At 73.2% G+C, this 19,230-nt stretch carries 15 protein-coding genes; 6 read left to right on the forward strand and 9 right to left on the reverse strand.

Annotation, left to right across the window (positions count from 1 at the left end; genetic code table 11):
• Positions 1-11: 11 nt before the first annotated feature.
• Together V2J85_RS31330 and fahA are read right to left on the reverse strand one after the other, a co-directional pair.
• The gene (locus tag V2J85_RS31330; RefSeq protein WP_261957008.1) at positions 12-653 is read right to left on the reverse strand and encodes a GOLPH3/VPS74 family protein; all 642 of its coding nucleotides are present in this window, start codon (positions 651-653) and stop codon (positions 12-14) included.
• Positions 650-1,876, reverse strand: coding sequence for a fumarylacetoacetase (fahA, locus tag V2J85_RS31335; RefSeq protein ID WP_261957009.1), 1,227 nt, complete (start codon positions 1,874-1,876; stop codon positions 650-652). Before fahA ends, V2J85_RS31330 begins: the two co-directional genes overlap by 4 nt.
• Positions 1,877-2,375: 499 nt before the next feature.
• On the opposite strand from fahA, the gene V2J85_RS31340 reads away from it, so the two are divergent.
• The 6 genes from V2J85_RS31340 (at position 2,376) to V2J85_RS31365 (ending at position 9,838) form a co-directional block, all read left to right on the forward strand.
• A complete protein-coding gene (locus V2J85_RS31340; RefSeq protein ID WP_261957010.1) occupies positions 2,376-3,731 on the forward strand; it encodes a carboxylate--amine ligase in 1,356 nt (451 codons plus the stop codon).
• Positions 3,728-4,930, forward strand: a complete 1,203-nt coding sequence (locus tag V2J85_RS31345) for an FAD-dependent oxidoreductase (RefSeq protein ID WP_330823481.1) — start codon at positions 3,728-3,730, stop codon at positions 4,928-4,930. Before V2J85_RS31340 ends, V2J85_RS31345 begins: the two co-directional genes overlap by 4 nt.
• Before the next feature lie 352 nt (positions 4,931-5,282).
• Positions 5,283-6,296: a polyprenyl synthetase family protein gene (locus V2J85_RS31350; RefSeq protein ID WP_261957012.1), complete on the forward strand. Its 1,014-nt coding sequence runs from the start codon at positions 5,283-5,285 to the stop codon at positions 6,294-6,296.
• A gap of 246 nt (positions 6,297-6,542) precedes the next feature.
• Complete coding sequence (locus V2J85_RS31355) at positions 6,543-7,823, forward strand: LolA family protein (protein ID WP_330823482.1); 1,281 nt, start codon at positions 6,543-6,545, stop codon at positions 7,821-7,823.
• Positions 7,824-7,908: 85 nt separating this feature from the next.
• A complete protein-coding gene (locus tag V2J85_RS31360; protein WP_330823483.1) occupies positions 7,909-8,979 on the forward strand; it encodes an ABC transporter ATP-binding protein in 1,071 nt (356 codons plus the stop codon).
• Positions 8,966-9,838 carry an ABC transporter permease gene (locus V2J85_RS31365; protein ID WP_261957015.1) on the forward strand — a complete coding sequence of 291 codons (873 nt, stop codon included), beginning with the start codon at positions 8,966-8,968 and terminating at the stop codon, positions 9,836-9,838. Before V2J85_RS31360 ends, V2J85_RS31365 begins: the two co-directional genes overlap by 14 nt.
• Here the strand turns inward: V2J85_RS31365 and rarD are convergent.
• The 7 genes from rarD to V2J85_RS31400 form a co-directional block, all read right to left on the reverse strand.
• Entirely contained in the window at positions 9,828-10,853 is a 1,026-nt protein-coding gene (rarD, locus tag V2J85_RS31370) for an EamA family transporter RarD (protein ID WP_330823484.1), read from the reverse strand. The two genes, V2J85_RS31365 and rarD, sit on opposite strands and share 11 nt — an antisense overlap.
• A gap of 215 nt (positions 10,854-11,068) precedes the next feature.
• On the reverse strand, positions 11,069-11,935 hold the full coding sequence (locus tag V2J85_RS31375) for an SDR family oxidoreductase (RefSeq protein WP_330823485.1): 867 nt from the start codon (positions 11,933-11,935) through the stop codon (positions 11,069-11,071).
• A 179-nt stretch (positions 11,936-12,114) separates the two neighbouring features.
• The gene (locus V2J85_RS31380) at positions 12,115-13,209 is read right to left on the reverse strand and encodes a 2-oxoacid:ferredoxin oxidoreductase subunit beta (RefSeq protein WP_261957018.1); all 1,095 of its coding nucleotides are present in this window, start codon (positions 13,207-13,209) and stop codon (positions 12,115-12,117) included.
• Complete coding sequence (locus tag V2J85_RS31385) at positions 13,202-15,154, reverse strand: 2-oxoacid:acceptor oxidoreductase subunit alpha (protein WP_261957019.1); 1,953 nt, start codon at positions 15,152-15,154, stop codon at positions 13,202-13,204. Before V2J85_RS31385 ends, V2J85_RS31380 begins: the two co-directional genes overlap by 8 nt.
• 295 nt (positions 15,155-15,449) lie before the next feature.
• Positions 15,450-16,109, reverse strand: a complete 660-nt coding sequence (locus V2J85_RS31390) for a response regulator transcription factor (protein ID WP_330823552.1) — start codon at positions 16,107-16,109, stop codon at positions 15,450-15,452.
• Positions 16,110-16,268: 159 nt separating this feature from the next.
• Positions 16,269-17,582 (reverse strand): sensor histidine kinase, encoded by a 1,314-nt coding sequence (locus tag V2J85_RS31395; RefSeq protein ID WP_330823486.1) that lies wholly within the window; start codon positions 17,580-17,582, stop codon positions 16,269-16,271.
• A 308-nt stretch (positions 17,583-17,890) separates the two neighbouring features.
• A complete protein-coding gene (locus V2J85_RS31400) occupies positions 17,891-19,156 on the reverse strand; it encodes a sensor histidine kinase (RefSeq protein WP_261957021.1) in 1,266 nt (421 codons plus the stop codon).
• Positions 19,157-19,230 lie beyond the last annotated feature (74 nt).

Raw genomic sequence — 19,230 nt, forward strand, 5'->3', positions numbered from 1 at the left:
GCCCCCACCCCCTAACCCCCCGCCGCGCTCTTGTCCTGCTGTACGGCGTGGTGGACGGCGCGGGACGTCCAGCACTCCTTGACCAGGCCGCGCAGGGCGCGCCGGTGCGGGCGTCCGGCTGCGCCGGGCAGGAGCCTGGCGTCCAGGTCGCAGGCCGCCACCTGCGCGGCCAGCAGCCGATCACGCCACCCGGGCAGCCCGGCCTCGACGGCTGCCGTGAAGCGGGCCCGGGCCGGCCCGCTGAGGTCCACCGGCCCCACGGGGAACCGTTCGTACGGGAACAGGCCCAGCGCCCGGTGGGTCTCTCTGCGCAGTGCGCCGCGCTTCTCCAGCACGCGCAGGCACAGCTCCTGCAGGGGCCGGCCGGCGCCGTGGACCCAGCGGTGCGCCTTGACGCCCTTGCCGCCCTTGGTCGGGGCGGGCAGTGCCGCCAGCGCGCCGTCCCCTATCGCGTTGCCGAGCGGCAGCGGATTGATCACCGTGATCCGGTCGCCGCGCTCCACGGTGATCCGCCCGGCCGCCTCCAGGTCCGCCAGGGCCGCGCCGGCCAGCCCGTAGTGCAGGTACTTCGGGTTGGTCAGGGGGCGGCCGCGCACCGGGTCGAGGCCCAGGAGGAGCAGTTCCTCGGGGAGGCTGAGCGGGGTGCCGGTCATGTCGCGTCACGGGCCGGGACCGTGGGTGCGGGCAGGATGCGGCCGGTGACCTCGCCCAGACCGATCCGGGCCCCGTCCGGGCCGGGTGCCCAGGCGGTGAGGGTGACCTCGTCGCCGTCCTGGAGGTAGGGGCCCTTGCCCTGGGTGAGTTCGAGCAGGCAGCCGAGCTGGTCGGGTTCCGGGCCGGAGACCGTGCCGGAGGCGAACAGATCACCGGTGCGCAGCGAGGCGCCGTTGACGGTCATATGGGCCAGCTGCTGCGCGGCGGTCCAGTACATGGCGGAGAAGGGCGGGCGGGAGATCGTCTCGTCGTTGATCCGCACCTCGATATGGATGTCGATGCCGCCCGGTTCCAGGCCTGCGTCGTCGAGGTAGGGCAGCAGCGGGTGGTCGCGGGTGGGCGGGGGCGTACGGGCGTGGTCGAGGGCGTCGAGCGGGGTGATCCAGGCGGAGACGGAGGTGGCGAAGGACTTGCCCAGGAACGGGCCGAGCGGCACGTACTCCCAGGCCTGGATGTCGCGGGCGGACCAGTCGTTGACGAGGCAGACGCCGAAGACGTGGTCGCGGAAGGTGTCGAGGCCGACGGGTTCGTGGAGGGCGGAGGGGGTGCCGACGACGAAGCCGATCTCGGCCTCGATGTCGAGGCGGGTGGACGGGCCGAAGACGGGGGCGTCGTCCGTGGCGGTCTTGCGCTGCCCGTTGGGCCGGACGACCGGGGTGCCGGTGGCGACGACGGTGCCCGCGCGGCCGTGGTAACCGATCGGCAGATGCTTCCAGTTGGGCGGCAGGACCGCGCCGTTGGGGCGGAAGATCCGGCCGACGTTCGTGGCGTGGTGCTCGCTGGAGTAGAAGTCGACGTAGTCGGCGACCTCGAAGGGGAGGTGCAGGGTGACCTCGGCGAGCGGGTGGAGCAGCGGGGCGACCTCGTCGCGGTGCGCGGGGTCGGTGACCGCGCTGTGGACAGCCGCGCGGATCTGCTGCCATACGGGCCGGCCGGCCGCCAGCAGCGGGTTGAGGGTGGGTGCGGTGAGCAGCTCGGCGTGCGGGTGGATGGCCGCGGGCAGGGCGCTGGGCAGTGCGCTCAGGTCGAGGACGTGACTGCCGTAGCGGACGCCGATCCGGTGTTGTCCGGGTGCGTCGGTGGTGCTGAAGACGCCGTAGGGGAGGTTGTGCGGGCCGAAGGGGTCGCCTTCCGCCAGGTCGAACGGGCTCTGCTCGGGCATGGACAGCTCCTCGCGTTCGTCGTCGCCGGTGAGCGGCCGGGCCGGCCGGGGCGAGGGGCCCCGGGCCGGTGGCTCGGTGATCAGAGTACGGCCGGGGGCGTCGCGGCGAAGGAGCCTGTGGATAACTTCCGAAAGGCGTGGTCGGCGCGGTGAACGGCGGGACGGGAACCGGCCCGCGGACGGCTCCGGAAGCCCCTCGGACGGCCCCGCGGGCATGCCGGGACGGCGGACGGCGCGGGGAGGGCGACGGCGGGGGCGCGGGGCCGGCCCGAGTCGGGAGGGGAGGGCGACAAGGCGGGGCGGGACGGCGGGGAGGCGCGGCGCGTCGGGGCGGCAGGGGAGTGAACGGCGTGCGGTGAGGCGGGGCGGCGGGCGGGCACTCGATGCCGCACGCCCCAAGTCCTGGCAATGTCCTGAAAAGCCTTGCCGCACTGCGCAATTCGGGCCTAGCTTCCTGTGCTGGCACGGGCCGGGGCGGGACCGTTCCGAAGGGGGACACGTGGCTCGCAGTGGCGCACGGCTCGCGGTCGACCGGAGCGTTCCGGGCCTGATCGTGAAGATCGGGGCGTACCCCCTGCATCACGGCGGTGTGGGTGCCATCCGCAGCCTGGGGCGGCTGGGCGTCCCCATGTACGCGGTGACGGAGGACCGTTTCACGCCCGCCGCGGCCTCCCGCTATCTGTGCGGCCGTTTCGTCTGGCCGACCACGGGCCGCGAGGAGCCGGAGCGGCTGGTCGCCGGGCTGCTGCGGATCGGGCGCCGGATCGGCCGGCCGGCGGTGCTGCTGCCCACCGACGACGAGGCGGCGGTGCTGATCGCCGAGCACGCCGAAGCGCTCGCCGGATCGTTTCTGTTCCCCCGCCCGGCACCCGGCCTGCCGCGGCGGCTGGCCAGCAAACAGGGGCTGCACGAACTGTGCGCCGCGCACGGCGTCCCGTCACCGGCCGCCGTCTTCCCCGCCTCGTACGCGGACGTCGAGGCGTACGCCGGGCGGGCGCGCTTCCCCGTGGTGGCGAAGAACCGGGAGGCCTTCGTCCGGCGCAGCCGGCCCGCGGTCGCCGGCACCACCCGGATCGCGGGGCCGGAGCACCTGCTCGATCTGGCCCGGGACTGGGGCCCGCGGCCCGCCGTGGTCCTGCAGGAGTACCTGCCGCGGGAGCAGGCCGAGGACTGGATCGTGCACGCCTGCTTCGCGGCGGACGGCACGCCGCTGACACTGTTCACCGGGGTCAAGGTGCGCTCGTGGCCGCCGCACGCGGGCATGACGGCCTGCGCGTGGGTGGTCGACAATCCCGAACTGGCGCGGCAGGCCGCGCATTTCGCGCGCCGGATCGGGTTCGCCGGGACCGCCGACCTGGACTGGCGGTTCGACCGGCGCGACGGCCGGTACAAGCTGCTGGACTTCAACCCCCGTATGGGCGCGCAGTTCCGGCTGTTCGAAACCACGGCGGGCGTCGATGTCGTCCGCGCCCAGCATCTGCACCTCACGGGGCGCGCCGTTCCCGGGGGCGTCCAGCGGGCGGGGCGCCGCTTCGTCGTCGAGAACGTCGATCTGCCGGCCCGTCTCGCCTACGGGCGGGGCGGTGGCCGTGGGCCCCACGTACCGGCGCGCCGGCGCGGGACCGAGACGGCGTGGTTCGCCGCCGACGATCCGCTGCCGTTCCTCACCATGCTGGCGCGGTCCGCCGTGCCGGGTGCCCGGCATCTGTGGCAGCTGCACCGGGCGGCCCGCCGGGCGGCCACCACCCCGCCCCTGGAGCGCGAGGCGCCACCCCCGAAGGACCAGCCACCCCCGAAGCACGAGGCACCACCTGGGTACGAGGCACCACCGAGGCAAGGGGAGGAACCGCAGTGAGCACTCCGGTAGCGGTCATCGGGGCCGGTCCCTACGGCCTGTCGACGGCGACCCATCTGCGGGCGCAGGGCGTGCCGGTGCGGGTCTTCGGCCGCCCGATGGCCAGCTGGCAGGAGCAGATGCCCGCGGGCATGCTGCTGAAATCGACGCCCGCGGCGTCCGGCATCGACGTCCCCCTGGAGGGCCACACCCTCGCCGATTACTGCGCCGCGGCGGGCGAGCCGCGGTACGAGTCGGACTGGGACCTCCTGCCCGTCGAGACGTTCGTGCGGTACGGGCGGTGGGTGCAGCGGCGGCTGCTGCCCGATGTGGAGCAGGTCCGGGTGGTGTCGGTGGACAGGCGGGCGGACGGTTTCGAGCTCAAGCTGGACAGCGGTGACCAGGTGGGCGCCCGGGCCGTGGTCGTCGCCACCGGGCTGAGCGGACTGGCGCATCTGCCCCGCCGGCTGGCCGCCGCGGTCCCGGACGGGCCGTCCGCCACCGGCCCGGTCTCGCACAGCTCCCAGCACCACGACCTGGCGGCGCTGGCCGGCCGGGAGGTGGTCGTGGTCGGTGCCGGGCAGTCGGCGCTGGAGAGCGCGGTCCTGCTCGCCGAGGCGGGCGCGGCGTCCGTGCGGGTCGTGGCGCGCGGGCCGGCCGCGGTGGGCTTCGGGGCGCCGCCGGACCGCCAGCCGCGGCTGCGGCCCGCCTCGCCGTTCGGCAACGCCTGGTCGCTGTACGCGCTGACGCACCACGCCGGGGCGTTCCGGTTTCTGCCGCCGCCGGTGCGGCGCGCCCTGGTGCGGCGGGTGCTCGGACCGCTCGGCGCGTGGTGGCTCCGGGACCGGTTCACCGGGCGGGTGCAGGTCACGCAGGGGCGGCGGATCGTACGGGCCACGGTCCGCGACGGCCGCCCCGTACTGGCGCTGCGCGGCGCCGACGGGCACGGGGGTGAGCTGGCCGCGGACCATGTGCTGGCGGCGACCGGCTACCGGATGGACCTGGCGGCGCTGGACTTCCTCGGGCCGGGGCTGCGCACCGGGATCGTCGCGCGGGCCGGCGGTCCTCTTCTGGACGCCGGGTTCGGCTCGTCGGTACCGGGGCTGTACTTCACGGGGCTGCCGGCCGCCGCGTCGTTCGGCCCGGTGATGCGCTTCGTGTGCGGGACGGCCTTCGCCGGGCCGCGGCTGGCCAGGGCGGTGGCGCGGGCATACGCCTGACGGCCCGTGGGAGGCCGGCGGCGTCGCGTCGCCGGTGAGGTGCGCGGGTCATGAAGATGGCTGAAGTACGTGTGGTCCGGGTGGATATCCGGCTCCTCGGTGACCCCTGTGTCTGCTGGGGTTTACGGGGTTCTGTCGGCCTCCGCCGGGTGGGTGCTCCGATGTCAAAGCCACGCCAAAACGTGATCAACGGTGATCAAGAAGGTGTCGGGTCGGGGGTTGCTGTGCTTCCCGGGTGGTTCGGGGGGCGGGCGCTCATGGTGATCGAACTGCGACCGGATACGCTGGCCAATGGTGGAGACAGCGACAGATCGACATTCAGTTTGATCGTCAGCAGACAGGAGTACCCCTCGTGACCGTCGTCGGGCCCTTCGGGCTGAGCGTGCGGGACCAGGCTCTTGAGGCCGATGTCCAGGCCGGGTTGGCGGCTGTCGAGGAGGGCCTGCTGGAGGCCACCAAGAGCGACGTGCCGTTCATCACCGAAGCCGCGCAGCATCTCGTGCGCGCGGGCGGCAAGCGGTTCCGGCCGCTGCTGGTGATGCTGGCCGCCCAATTCGGTGACCCCCACAGCCCGGGCGTGGTGCCCTCCGCCGTCGTCGTGGAGCTCACGCATCTGGCGACGCTCTACCACGACGACGTGATGGACGAGGCGGAAGTGCGCCGCGGGGTGGCCAGCGCCAACGCCCGCTGGGGCAACTCCGTCGCGGTGCTGACCGGCGACTTCCTCTTCGCCCGCGCCTCGCACATCCTCGCCGACCTCGGGCCGGAGGCCGTCCGGATCCAGGCCGAGGCGTTCGAGCGCCTGGTGACCGGCCAGATCCTGGAGACCGCCGGACCGCGCGACGGGCGTGACCCCATCGACCACTACCTCGACGTCCTCGCGGGCAAGACCGGCTCGCTCGTGGCCGTCGCCTGCCGCTTCGGCGCCATGATGTCGGGCGCCCAGGAGTCCACGGCCAACATCCTCACCCAGTACGGCGAGCGGCTGGGCACCGCCTTCCAGCTGGCCGACGACGTCCTGGACATCGCCAGCGACTCGCACGAATCGGGCAAGACGCCCGGTACGGACCTCCGCGAGGGCATCCCGACGCTGCCGGTGCTGCGGCTGCGGGCCCGCGCCGAGAGCGACGCCGGCACGCCCGAGGACCGGGCGCTGTGCGAACTGCTCGCCGGCGACCTCACCGACGACGTCCGGCACGCCGAGGCGCTCGCCGGGCTGCGCGCCCACCCGGCGCTCGAAGAGGCCCGCCAGGACACCATCCGCTACGCGGAGGAAGCCCGCGCGACGCTGGCCCCGCTCCCGGCGTGCACGTCCAAGGCGGCCCTGGAGGGCCTCTGCGACGCGGTGGTCCACCGGGCGGGCTGACACCCCCTAAGGGTTCGCCCCCCTTCTCCTCAGGGTTCGGTCAACCCCAGGTCGTACGGGCCCCGTCGTGCGGTGACCGGGCGTCATACCTCAGCAGTAGGACGAGTTGGACCCGCGGGCTGACGCGATCCGCCGCGTGAATTGGTGAGATGGAGAACACCACAGCGCGGCGGTCAGGCCACAATGAGCCCCAGGGGAGGGCGAGTGGACAGCTCGGCGGCCGCCGCAGACGACGGAGGTAGGCAGATGCCACGGTACGAACCGACAGAGGTCACCGGCGAAGCGGACGGGGGGCAGTCCCCGAGGCGCCGGAAAGCGGTGCGGTACGCCGTACCGGTCGCGGTGGCGGGGGTGGCGGCGGCGACGATCGGGCTGGTCCCGGCATTCGCCGGCTCGGGTTCCCCGGATCTGCCGAAGATCTCGGCCCAGGACCTCATAGCCAAGGTCGCCAAGTCGGACGTCCAGCAGCTGTCCGGCACGGTCCGGGTCAGCACGGACCTCGGCCTGCCGTCCCTGCCGGGCGGTGTGGCGGCCGGCGGCTTCGGCGGCGGCCAGGGCGGCGAGAAGGGTGAGCACGGCCAGGACGACGGCGCGTCCGCGTCGCCCCGGAGCAAGCTGATGGAGCTGGCGTCCGGCGCGCACACGCTCCGCGTCGCCGCCGACGGCCCCGAGAAGCAGCGGGTGTCCATCGTCGACAAGGCCGCCGAGTACAGCCTCGTCCACAACGGCAACGAGGTCTGGGCGTACGACAGCGGCAGCAACACCGCGGTGCACAGCACCGCACCCGACGCCGGCCGGCACGGCACCCACAAGCGGGCCCCCGAGGGCCTCCCGGGCGACCTGAAGAACGCCACTCCGCAGGACCTGGCGAAGAAGGTCCTCCAGGCGGCCGGCGACACCACCTCGGTCACCGTCGACGGCACCGCCAGGGTCGCCGGACGGGACGCCTACCAGCTGCTGATCAAGCCCAAGCAGGCCGCCTCGACGGTCGGGTCGATCCGGGTCGCGGTGGACGCCGCCAACGGCGTCCCGCTGAAGTTCACCCTGACCCCGAAGAGCGGCGGCGCGGCCGCCATCGACGTCGGCTACACCAACGTCGACTTCGCCAAGCCGGCCGCGGACCTCTTCTCCTTCACGCCGCCCAAGGGCGCCAAGGTCGTCGACGGCGACAAGCAGCGGGCGACGGCGCAGCGCGAACACGGCAAGAAGTTCAAGGACTTCGGGGCCCGCAAGGACGTGAAGGACCCGCGGAAGGACTTCGGCGGGCTGAACGTCCTCGGCAAGGGCTGGACGTCCATCGCCACGATCAAGGGCGCCGGCGCGGGACTGCCCTCCGGCAAGGACCAGGCCGCCGGTGACGCCGGGAAGTTCCTGGACAGCCTCGGCGAGAAGGTCAGCGGGTCGTTCGGCTCCGGCCGGATGTTCAGCACCCGCCTGGTCAACGCCCTGATAACGGACAACGGCACGGTCTACGTCGGTGCCGTCGACAAGCAGGCCCTGATCCACGCGGCCGACGCCGCGAAGTAACGGGCCCCGTCAGCGCGGGACCGCCGTGCCGCCCGTCGGGGCGGTGCGGCGGCCCGTGGCCCAGCCGCACGACATGGGGGAGCCGATGCCCAAGCAGCCCGCCACGGGCCCCGACGGCGCGCGCCCGCCCGCCCGCGGGTCCGGCCCGGCCGGCACGCCTGCGCCCGGTCCCGGGGTGCCGTCCGCAGGGGAGTGGGCGATCGAGACGCGGGGGCTGACCAAGGCGTACCGAGGGGGTCAGCTCGCGGTCGACGGGCTCGATCTGGTCGTGCCGCGCGGCAGCGTCTTCGGGTTCCTCGGTCCCAACGGCTCCGGCAAGACCACCACCATCCGGATGCTGATGGGCCTGATCGACGCGACCGCCGGCACCGCCCGGGTGCTCGGGCAGCCGATGCCCGCCGCGGGCCGCCGGGTGCTGCCCAAGGTGGGAGCGCTCATCGAGGGCCCGGCGCTCTACGGCTTCCTCAGCGGCCGGGAGAACCTCCGGCGCTTCGACGCCGCCGACCCGGACGCCGACCCGCGCAGCCGCGACGCGCGGGTGGGCCACGCCCTGGAGCGGGTGGGCCTGGGCGCGGCGGCCGGGAAGAAGGCGCGGGCCTACTCCCTCGGTATGAAGCAGCGGCTCGGCCTGGCCGCGGCGCTGCTGCGGCCCCGCGAGCTGCTGGTGCTCGACGAGCCGACCAACGGCCTGGACCCGCAGGGCATGCGGGAGATCCGCGCGCTGGTCCGTGAGCTGGCCGCGGACGGCACCACGGTCTTCCTCTCCTCGCACCTCCTCGACGAGATCGAGCAGGTCTGCACCCACGCGGCGGTGATGGCCCGCGGCCGGCTGATCACCCAGGGCACGGTCGCGGACCTCTCCTCGACCGTCCTCGGCTCACGCGGCCCCGGCCGGCTGACGGTCACCACCCCGGACCCGGCGGACGCGGTCCGGGTACTGAAGGAGCACGGCCTGACCGGCCTGCAGATCACCGACGACCGGGTCACGGGCGAGCTGCCGGAAGCCGACGACGGGGCCGGCCCGCCCGAGCTCGCCGACCTCAACGCCGCGCTGGTGCACGCCGGGGTCCGGGTGCGCGGCTTCGGCACCGAACGGGCCACGCTGGAGGACGTTTTCGTGCAGCTGACCGGGGAGGGCTTCGATGTCGCAGGCTGAGGGCGTGCTGCGCCGGCCCCGACCGCTGTGGTCGCTGGGCCTGCTGCGCAGCGAGATCACCATGACCTTCCGGCGCTGGCGGACCCTCGCGCTGCTGGCGGTGCTCGCGGGCGTGCCGGTGCTGGTCGGCATCGCCGTCAAGATCGAGACGGGGGACGGCGGTCCGGGCGGCGGGGGCGGCCAGGGCGGCCCGGCGTTCATCTCCCAGGTCACCCACAACGGCCTCTTCCTGGTGTTCACCTCGCTCGCGGTGACGCTGCCGTTCTTCCTGCCGATGTCCATCGGCGTGATAGCCGGCGACTCCCTGGCCGGGGAGGCCCACGGCGGCACCCTGCGCTACCTCCTCGTCGCGCCCGCCGGCCGTACCCGCCTGCTGCTCGTCAAATACGCCACCACCCTGACGTTCTGCCTGGTGGCCACCCTGGTCGTGGCGCTCTCCGCGCTGGTCACCGGGGCGCTGCTCTTCCCGCTGGGCGAGGTCACCCTGCTGTCCGGGACGTCCATATCCTTCGGCGAGGGGCTGCTGCGGGCGCTGGCCATCGCCGTTGTGGTGGCGCTGTCCCTGATCGGCGTGGCCGCCGTGGGCCTGTTCATCTCGGCGCTCACCAGCAGCGGTATCGCCGCGATGGCGACCACGGTCGGCCTGCTGATCACCGTGCAGATCCTGGACACCATCCCGCAGCTCAGCGCCGTCCAGCCGTATCTCTTCCCGCACTACTGGCTGTCGTTCGCCGACCTGCTCCGGGACCCGGTCTACTGGGACCAGTTGCAGAAGAACCTCGGACTGCAGGCGCTCTACGCCGCGGTGTTCGGCTCGGCGGCCTGGGCGCGGTTCACCACCCGCGACATCACGGCGTAGGACCGGCGGCGTCCGCCGGCCCGGGGCCCGGCTGCGCGGTCCGGGCCGCCCGGGCCTGTTCCGCGGCCGCCCGGGCCACTTCCGCGGCCGCCTCGCCCGCGCGGGCGGCGGCTTCGGCCAGCTCGACCCGGGCCCGCCGCGCCGTGCGCAGCGCGTCGCAGGTCAGCACAGCCAGCGCGACCCACACCAGCCCGAAACCGGCCCAGCGTTCGACCGGCATCTCCTCGTGGAAGACGGTGAGGCCCAGCACGAACTGGAACGTCGGCGCCAGGTACTGCATCATCCCGATCACGGTCAGCGGCAGCCGGACCGCCGAGGCGCCGAAGCAGATCAGCGGCACCGCGGTCGCGACCCCGCAGCCGGCCAGCAGCAGCGCCTGGCCCACCCCGCCGCTGACGAAGGCCGACTCGCCGCGCGCCCCCAGATAGATCAGGAAGCCCAGCGCGGGCAGCAGCTGCATCGCCGTCTCGGCGCTGAAGCCCTCGATGCCGTCGAGCTTGATGCCCTTCTTGACCAGCCCGTACGTCGCGAACGTGAAGGCCAGGCCGAGCGCGATCCAGGGCATCTTGCCGTAGGCGACGGTCATCACGACGACGGCGAGGGCGCCGACGCCCACCGCCGTCCACTGCAGCGGCCGCAGCCGCTCGCGCAGGAAGAACACGCCGAAGGCGATGCTGACCAGCGGGTTGATGAAGTAGCCGAGCGAGGCCTCCAGGACGTGACCGGCGTTGACCGCCCAGATGTAGAGGAACCAGTTCGCCGAGATCACCACGGCGCAGACCAGCACCAGCCCCAGCCGCCTGGGCTGCCGCAGCAGCGGACGTATCCAGGCCCAGCGGCGCATCGCGGCCAGGATGACGACCGCGACGGGCAGCGACCACGCCATGCGGTGCGCCAGGATCTCCGACGGCGAGGCGGCGTCCAGCAGATGCCAGTACAGGGGCAGCAGGCCCCACATGGTGTAGGCGGCGATGCCGAAGACGAGGCCGGCGCGCTGATCGCTTCGAGACTGCAAGGAGGCCCTCCTGGTTGTGCTGCGCCGGCTCGGTGACGGTCGCCCCTGTTGAAGGTAGCGCCGGACCGGGTCGCGTGTCATGTGTGTATGCAAAAAACGGTGATGACAGGCGCCGTCGCAGGTCGGACGCCGGGGGCGGGACGAGCGCGGGACGGCCGGGGCCGTGCGGGCCGTGAGGCTTCCCGGCCGCCCGCCCCGCAGCCGCGCAGGCCCTCTCAACCCGCCAGCCGCGCCAGTGCCTCCGCGATGGCCTCGGCGATCGGGGTGGTCGGGCGGCCGATGAGCCGGGAGAGGTCGCCGGGGGTGGCCGCCAGTTCCCCGCGCGCGATCCCGGCGTCCGCCTCGGCGGCCATCCGCGCGCCCAGCGCCGGCATGCCCGACTCGATCATCCGGGCCACGTACTCCTTCTGCGGCAGATCGCGGTACGGGATCCGGCGGCCGGTCTGCCGGGAGACCGCGGCGGCGTACTCGGCCATCGACCAGGCGGTGTCGCCGCTCAGCTCGTAGACGGTGTTCTCGTGGCCGGTGCCGGTGAGCACCACGGCGGCCGCCTCGGCGTAGTCCCGGCGCGCGGCGGTGGCCACCCGGCCCTGGCCGGCACAGCCGAACACCGCGCCGTTCTTGAGCGTGGTGGCGAGCGCCCCGGTGTAGTTCTCGTGGTACCAGCCGTTGCGCAGCAGGCAGTACGGCACACCGGAGGCGAGCAGCGCCTGTTCGGTGGCGAGGTGCTCCTCGGCGAGGGTGAAGGTGGCGGTGGGGCCGCCCAGCACGCTGGTGTACGCCAGCAGCGCCACGCCGGCCTCCCGGGCGGCGTCGATCACCGCGCGGTGCTGGGTGACCCGCTGCCCGGCCTCGTTCCCGGAGATCAGCAGCACCCGGTCGCCGGCCGCGAAGACGTCCTCCAGGGTGTCGGGCCGGCCGTAGTCCACGGTCCTGATCCCGACGCCGCGCGCCTCCAGATCGACGGCCCTGGCCGGGGCCCGGGCGAGGCCGACGATGCCGGCCGGGGCGGTACGGGTGAGCAGTTCCTCGATGACGAGCCGGCCGAGCGCTCCGGTGGCGCCGGTGACGACGATGCCCATGTTCTGCCCCCTGGTTCGGAGGCCGCCAGCATGGCACCCGTACCGGACGCGCAGAAGGGACGCGCCGGAAGCCGGGGCCCGAAGCAGCGGGTGCCCGCAGGGGGCGCCGTACGACGCCTCTCCCACGGGCACCCGCAAGAGGTCCTCAGCAGGCCCTCAGCAGCTCCTCGGGCAGGTCCTCAGCCGACGACCGTCCAGGTGTCCGTGCCGGTGAGCAGGGTGGACAGGTCGCCCTTGCCCTTCTGCTCGACGGCGGTGTCCAGCTGGTCGGCCATCAGCGTGTCGTAGACCGGCCGGTCGACGTTGCGCAGCACACCGATGGGGGTGTGGTGCAGCGTGTCGGGGTCGGCGAGCCGGGACAGCGCGAAGGCGGTGGTGGGGGAGGGGCTGTGGGCGTCGTGCACCAGCACGCCGTCCGCGCCCTCCTCCCGGACGTCGATGACCTTGAGGTCGCCGGTGGCCGGGTCGCGGACCACGCCCTTGACGCCGAGACCGTCCTCGGCCGGCGCGCCGAAGCGGATCGGCTGGCCGTGCTCCAGGCGGATGACGGCCTCCTGGGCCTGCTCCTTGTCCTTGAGCACCTCGAAGGCGCCGTCGTTGAAGATGTTGCAGTTCTGGTAGATCTCGACCAGGGCCGTGCCGGGGTGGTCGGCGGCGGCGCGCAGCACCGAGGTGAGGTGCTTGCGGTCGGAGTCGACCGTGCGGGCCACGAAGGTCGCCTCGGCGCCGAGGGCCAGCGAGACCGGGTTGAACGGCGCGTCCAGCGAGCCCATCGGGGTCGACTTGGTGATCTTGCCGACCTCGGAGGTGGGGCTGTACTGGCCCTTGGTCAGGCCGTAGATCCGGTTGTTGAACAGCAGGATCTTGAGGTTGACGTTGCGCCGCAGGGCGTGGATGAGGTGGTTGCCGCCGATGGAGAGCGCATCGCCGTCACCCGTGACCACCCACACGGACAGATCGCGCCGCGAGGACGCCAGGCCGGTGGCGATGGCCGGGGCGCGGCCGTGGATCGAGTGCATCCCGTAGGTGTTCATGTAGTACGGGAAGCGGGAGGAGCAGCCGATGCCGGAGACGAAGACGATGTTCTCCTTCGCCAGGCCGAGCTCGGGCATGAAGCCCTGCACGGCGGCGAGGACGGCGTAGTCACCGCAGCCGGGGCACCAGCGCACTTCCTGGTCGGACTTGAAGTCCTTCATGGATTGCCTGGCCTCGGCCTTGGGCACCAGGGAGAGCGCCTCGGGGTGCGAGGCCCGCTCCGAGATCGTCTCAGTCATTGATGGCCTCCTTAAAGACCTCCGCGAGCTGCTCGGCCTTGAACGGCATTCCGCTGACCTGGGTGTGCGACCGCGCGTCGACGAGGTACCTGGCGCGCAGCAGGGTGGCGAGCTGTCCGAGGTTCATCTCCGGCACGATCACCTTGTCGTAACGCGCCAGCACCTCGCCGAGATTCCGCGGGAAGGGGTTGAGGTGGCGCAGATGGGCCTGCGCGATGCGCTCCCCTGCGCCCCGTACGCGCCGTACCGCGGCGGTGATCGGGCCGTACGTCGAGCCCCAGCCCAGGACGAGGGTGCCGGCGCCGCGGCCGCCGTCGTCGGTGGGGTCGTCGACCTCGATGTCGGGGACCTCGATGCCGTCCACCTTCGCCTGGCGGGTGCGCACCATGAAGTCGTGGTTGGCCGGGTCGTAGGAGATGTTGCCGGTGCCGTCCTGCTTCTCGATGCCGCCGATGCGGTGCTCCAGGCCCGGCGTGCCGGGGACGGCCCAGGGGCGCGCGAGGGTGTGCTCATCGCGCTTGTAGGGCCAGAACACCTCGGTGCCGTCCACCGCGACGTGGTTGGGGCCGGAGGCGAACTGCACGCGCAGGTCGGGGAGTTCGGCGACCTCGGGGATCCGCCAGGGCTCGGAGCCGTTGGCCAGGTAGCCGTCGGAGAGCAGGAAGACCGGGGTGCGGTACGTCAGCGCGATGCGGGCCGCCTCCAGTGCCGCGTCGAAGCAGTCGGCGGGTGTCCTGGGCGCCACGATCGGCACCGGTGCCTCGCCGTTGCGCCCGTACATCGCCTGCAGCAGGTCGGCCTGCTCCGTCTTGGTCGGCAGACCGGTCGACGGGCCGCCGCGCTGGATGTCGACGATCAGCAGCGGCAGTTCGAGGCTGACCGCGAGCCCGATGGTCTCGGACTTCAGGGCCACGCCCGGGCCGGAGGTGGTCGTCACCGCGAGCGAGCCGCCGAACGCCGCGCCCAGCGCCGCGCCGATGCCGGCGATCTCGTCCTCCGCCTGGAACGTCCGCACACCGAAGTTCTTGTGCTTGGACAGCTCGTGCAGGATGTCGGAGGCCGGGGTGATCGGGTACGAGCCCAGGTACAGCGGCAGGTCGGCCTGCCGGGAGGCGGCGACCAGGCCGTAGGACAGCGCGAGGTTGCCGGAGATGTTGCGGTAGGTGCCGGTCGGGAACGCCTTGGTGGCCGGCGCGACCTCGTAGGAGACCGCGAAGTCCTCGGTCGTCTCGCCGAAGTTCCAGCCGGCCCGGAACGCGGTGACGTTCGCCTCCGCGATGTCCGGCTTCTTGGCGAACTTGTCCCGCAGGAACTTCTCGGTGCCCTCGGTCGGGCGGTGGTACATCCACGACAGCAGACCCAGCGCGAACATGTTCTTGCTGCGCTCGGCCTCCTTACGGGAGAGCCCGAAATCCTTGAGCGCCTCGATGGTCAGCGTCGTCAGCGGCACCGGGTGGACGTTGTACGCCGAGAGCGAGCCGTCCTCCAGCGGGCTGGTGGCGTAGCCGACCTTCGCCATCGGGCGCTTGGTGAACTCGTCGGTGTTGACGATGATCTCCGCGCCCCGCGGGACGTCCGGGAGGTTCGCCTTCAGCGCGGCCGGGTTCATCGCGACCAGCACGTTCGGAGCGTCACCGGGCGTGAGGATGTCGTGGTCGGCGAAGTGCAGCTGGAAGCTGGAGACGCCGGGCAGGGTCCCGGCGGGGGCCCGGATCTCGGCGGGGAAGTTCGGCAGCGTCGACAGGTCGTTACCGAACGACGCCGTCTCCGATGTGAACCGGTCCCCGGTGAGCTGCATTCCGTCACCGGAGTCACCGGCGAACCGGATGATCACCCGGTCCAGGCGCCGGACTTCTTTGCCCTCGCCGCCACTGCCGGAGGAGCGCTGTCCCCCGACGAGCGCTGCGTCGGCCTGCTCGGCTGGGCTACTGACCTGGCTGGTCACTGCTTCGGACCTCCCTCTAAGGGGTGCGGCGTCCCCGCCGGAGGCAGGGCTCGGGACGTGTCGTACCGACCGGTTGTCCCATAACCATCGTACGTGGGTAAGGGTGCCCTTCCCTGGGTCGATCACATGGTGGACGTCACCATGAGACACCGATCTGGTGCGTTTTGTCATGAAATCACCGCCCCCGTGACCCCTTCTTCATGACGCTCCGGACTCCGCCCCCGGTTCTCCGTCCCAGGGCCCGGTCCGGCGGTGAACACCCCGTGAACTGGACGTCTGACAGCCTGTCAGGTGCTCAGGAATTGAGATAGGTCAGGACGGCGAGCACCCTGCGGTGATCCCCGTCACTCTGCGCCAGGCCCAGCTTCAGGAAGATGTTGCTGACGTGCTTCTCGACCGCGCCGTCACTGACCACCAGCTGGCGGGCGACGGCGGAGTTCGTCCGGCCCTCGGCCATCAGCCCCAGCACCTCCCGCTCGCGCGGCGTCAGACGCGCCAGCACGTCCTGCTTGCGGCTGCGGCCCAGCAGCTGCGCCACCACCTCCGGGTCCAGGGCCGTACCGCCCCCGGCGACCCGCACCACCGCGTCGACGAACTCGCGGACCTCGGCCACCCGGTCCTTCAGCAGATAGCCGACGCCCCGGGTCGACCCGGCCAGCAGCTCCGTGGCGTACTGCTCCTCCACGTACTGCGAGAGCACCAGAACCCCCAGGTCGGGGTGGTCCCGGCGGAGCCGGACGGCGGCCCGTACGCCCTCGTCGGTGTGCGTCGGCGGCATCCGCACGTCCGCCACCACCACGTCCGGCAGCGCGCCCTCGTCGGCCAGCTCCCCGATCACCTTGATCAGCGCCTCGGCGTCCCCCACGCCCGCCACGACCTCGTGCCCCCGGTCGGTGAGGAGCCGGGTCAGCCCCTCCCGGAGCAGCACCGAATCCTCGGCGATGACCACCCGCACCTTGTTCTCCACGGATCGGATCCCCCATGCCTCGTACGCGCCCGTCCTGTCGGGACCCAGCATCCCAGGATCCGGACGGAGCGGGGGAGGAAGGCGGCGTCCCAGGTGGTCGGGGGAGGCGCGGACGAGGGGGCGGGGCCGCCGGAGGCGGGGCCCGGGTCAGCCGCGCCAGGGCAGCTCGGCGGTGATGTGCGTCGGGCCGCCGACCGGCGAGTCGACGATCAGCAGGCCCTCGACGGCGGCGAGGCGTTCGGAGAGTCCGGCCAGCCCGGTCCCGTCGTCCGTGTGGGCGCCGCCCCGGCCGTCGTCCGTCACCAGGACCATCAGGCGGTCCCCGGTGCGCCAGACGTCCAGCGTGGCGGCGCCGGCCCGGGCGTGCTTGGAGACGTTCTGCAGCAGCTCGGAGGCGGTGAAGTACGCGATGCCCTCGATCGCCGCGGCCGGCCGGTGGTCGAGGTCCACGGTCACCGTCACCGGGACCGTGCAGCGCGCCGCCAGCGCCGACAGCGCCGGGCCCAGCCCCCGGTCGGTGAGAATCGCCGGGTGGATGCCGCGGGCCAGGTCACGCAGCTCCTGGAGGGCGATCTTCACCTCACCGTGCGCCTCGTCGACCATCTTCGCGGCGGCCTGCGGATCCTCCGCCAGCTTCTCCTTGGCCAGGCCCAGGTCCATCGCCAGCGACACCAGCCGGGCCTGCGCCCCGTCGTGCAGATCCCGCTCGATGCGCCGCAGATCGGCGGCCGCGGTGTCCACCACCACCCCGCGGTCCGACTCCAGCTGCGAGACCCGGGTGGCGAGCGACGAGGGCCCCAGCAGGCCCTGCACCAAGACCCGGTCCACCTGGGTCAGCCCCCGGATCAGCCACGGCCCGGCCAGCACGAGCAGCAGCCCGGTCCCGCTGACCAGCCCGATCTCCGCCGGGGTGTCGACGTAGCGGCCGTCGACCCACAGCTGGATGCCCGGCTGCCCCAGGTACGCGGGGAAGGTCCACCGCCACAACGGGTACGTCAGCAGCAGCCAGCCGAGCGTCCAGAACGTCAGCGAGAAGACGAAGGCGAAGATCGCCCACGGGAAGTGCAGCAGGCAGTAGAGGAGGTGCCGCCAGGACACCCCGCTCTTCAGCGCGGCCCCGATCCACGCCATCGGCCCCGGCTTCGCGGGACGCACCGGCTCCGGGGCGGCCACCTCCAGCCCCAGCAGCGCCCGGGCCCGCGCCCGCTCCAGGACGCCCAGCCCCCGCGCGCCGGCCAGACCGCCGGCCAGCACCGGGATGCCCAGGAACGTCACCAGCAGGCCGGCGCCGACCGTGATCACCCCGACCGCGTAGACGAACATCAGGCAGGCGATCGGATAGCTGAGCAAGAGGTACAGGAACTCCCGCCAGGTGCGCCCGGAGACGGGGGCGCGCAGTGCCACGGGCACCCGGGAGGGATGAGGGCGGGGGCGGGGCTGCGGGGTGTATGCGGATTCCATCGTCTCATCGTCCGTTCTGCCGGGTGGCCGTTCTGCCGTTCTGCCGGGTGGCCGGGGTGGCCGGGGTGGCCGGGCGGACCTGCCGCCATGTGCCGTGGGGCCGTCGCGTGCGCCGTGACCAGCGTCCGCGACCCGGCCCGCCCCGCACCATGAGGCTGCTCGCAGTCCGTTCCGGGGGTTTTCCCCACCCCGGGGCCGCGGGTCGGGGGCGCTCCGCTGCTCAGCGCCGTTACCCCGGGCCGCGGGTCGGGGTAACGGTCCGCTGCTCAGCGCCGTTACCCCGGGGCCGCGGGTGCGGGGTCCGCTGCTCAGCGGCGTTTACGTGCCGGCTCCGCGCGGGTCCCGGACGCGGCCTGCCCGGCCCCGGAGGACGGCCCCGCGCCGGAGCCCGGCCGGGCCCGCCAGGGCAGTTCCGCGGTCACCCGGGTGGGTCCGCCGGCCGGTGAGCTCAGCAGGAACAGCCCGTCCACCGACCCCAGCCGCTCGGCCAGCCCCGCCAGCCCGCTGCCGCCGTCCAGCCGCGCCCCGCCCTTCCCGTCGTCCCCGACCTGGATCAGCAGCCGGTCCGCGGACCGCCACACCTCGACGGACGCCTGGCGGGCCGCGCTGTGCTTGGAGACGTTCTGCAGCAGCTCCGAGACGGTGAAGTACGCGATGCCCTCGATCGCCGGCGCGGGCCGCTCGGTCAGATCCACCGCCACCGTCGCCGGCACCGTGCAGCGCCCGGCCAGCGAGGCCAGGGCCGGCCCCAGCCCGCGGTCGGTCAGGATCGCCGGGTGGATGCCGCGGGCCAGGTCCCGCAGCTCCTGCAGCGCCAGCTTCACCTCGCCGTGCGCCTCGTCCACCATCGCCGCCACGGTCTCGTCGGCCTGCCCCTCCAGCAGCTTCTCCTTCGCCAGGCCCAGGCCCATCGCGAGCGCCACCAGTCGGGCCTGCGCGCCGTCGTGGAGGTCCCGTTCGATACGCCGCAGATCGGCGGCCGCGGTGTCGGTGACCGTCATCCGGTCCGCCTCCAGTTCGGCGATCCGCCGCTCCAGCTCGTCCGAGGGCGACAGCAGCCCGCGCACCATCGCCCGGTCCACGTTCGCCAGCCCGCGCGCCACCCAGGGCAGCACCGGCCAGCCCACGAAGAGCGAGACCAGCACGACCCCGAAGGTCAGCACGGACCACGGCAGCCGGACGAACGCGAACAGCGCGTGCCGCCAGGCGACCGGGTCCTTCAGGCCCGTCCACAACCACGGGAAGAACCCCTGGTCGCGCGGGCGCAGCGGGCTCGGCTCGGCGACCCGCACCCCGAGCAGCGCCCGCGCCCGGGCCCGCTCCAGCCTCCCGTACAGGCGGCACGCCTTGAGGCCCAGAGCCAGCAGCGGCAGCCCGATGACGGTCACCGAGAGCCCGGTGCCCAGCGTCAGCCACACCACCAGCACCGCGAACGCCGCGACGCCCAGCGGCAAGTTGGCCAGCAGATGGCCGATCTCCCGCCAGGTCACGACGTCGAACGGGGCGCGTGGCGGCGGAGGTGACACCTCGTCAGGGGTGTCGTCGGCGATACGGGGTCGGGAACTCGCGGTCATGCGCCCAGCCTGCCCGGCCGCGGCCCGCCGTGCCATGGGGTGGCCGGGGCAGGGGCGGTGGGGTTTTCCCCACC

It is taken from the genome of Streptomyces bugieae, from assembly GCF_036352915.1.
Taxonomy (GTDB): domain Bacteria; phylum Actinomycetota; class Actinomycetes; order Streptomycetales; family Streptomycetaceae; genus Streptomyces; species Streptomyces endophytica.

Excerpts from the sequence above, each read along its gene's own strand:
- V2J85_RS31355 (WP_330823482.1), top strand. The coding sequence starts at position 6,543 with ATGCCACGGTACGAACCGACAGAGGTCACCGGCGAAGCGGACGGGGGG.
- V2J85_RS31375 (WP_330823485.1), bottom strand. The coding sequence starts at position 11,935 with ATGGGCATCGTCGTCACCGGCGCCACCGGAGCGCTCGGCCGGCTCGTC.
- V2J85_RS31395 (WP_330823486.1), bottom strand. The coding sequence starts at position 17,582 with ATGGAATCCGCATACACCCCGCAGCCCCGCCCCCGCCCTCATCCCTCC.
- V2J85_RS31360 (WP_330823483.1), top strand. The coding sequence starts at position 7,909 with ATGCCCAAGCAGCCCGCCACGGGCCCCGACGGCGCGCGCCCGCCCGCC.
- V2J85_RS31380 (WP_261957018.1), bottom strand. The coding sequence starts at position 13,209 with ATGACTGAGACGATCTCGGAGCGGGCCTCGCACCCCGAGGCGCTCTCC.
- fahA (WP_261957009.1), bottom strand. The coding sequence starts at position 1,876 with ATGCCCGAGCAGAGCCCGTTCGACCTGGCGGAAGGCGACCCCTTCGGC.
- V2J85_RS31330 (WP_261957008.1), bottom strand. The coding sequence starts at position 653 with ATGACCGGCACCCCGCTCAGCCTCCCCGAGGAACTGCTCCTCCTGGGC.
- V2J85_RS31365 (WP_261957015.1), top strand. The coding sequence starts at position 8,966 with ATGTCGCAGGCTGAGGGCGTGCTGCGCCGGCCCCGACCGCTGTGGTCG.
- V2J85_RS31400 (WP_261957021.1), bottom strand. The coding sequence starts at position 19,156 with ATGACCGCGAGTTCCCGACCCCGTATCGCCGACGACACCCCTGACGAG.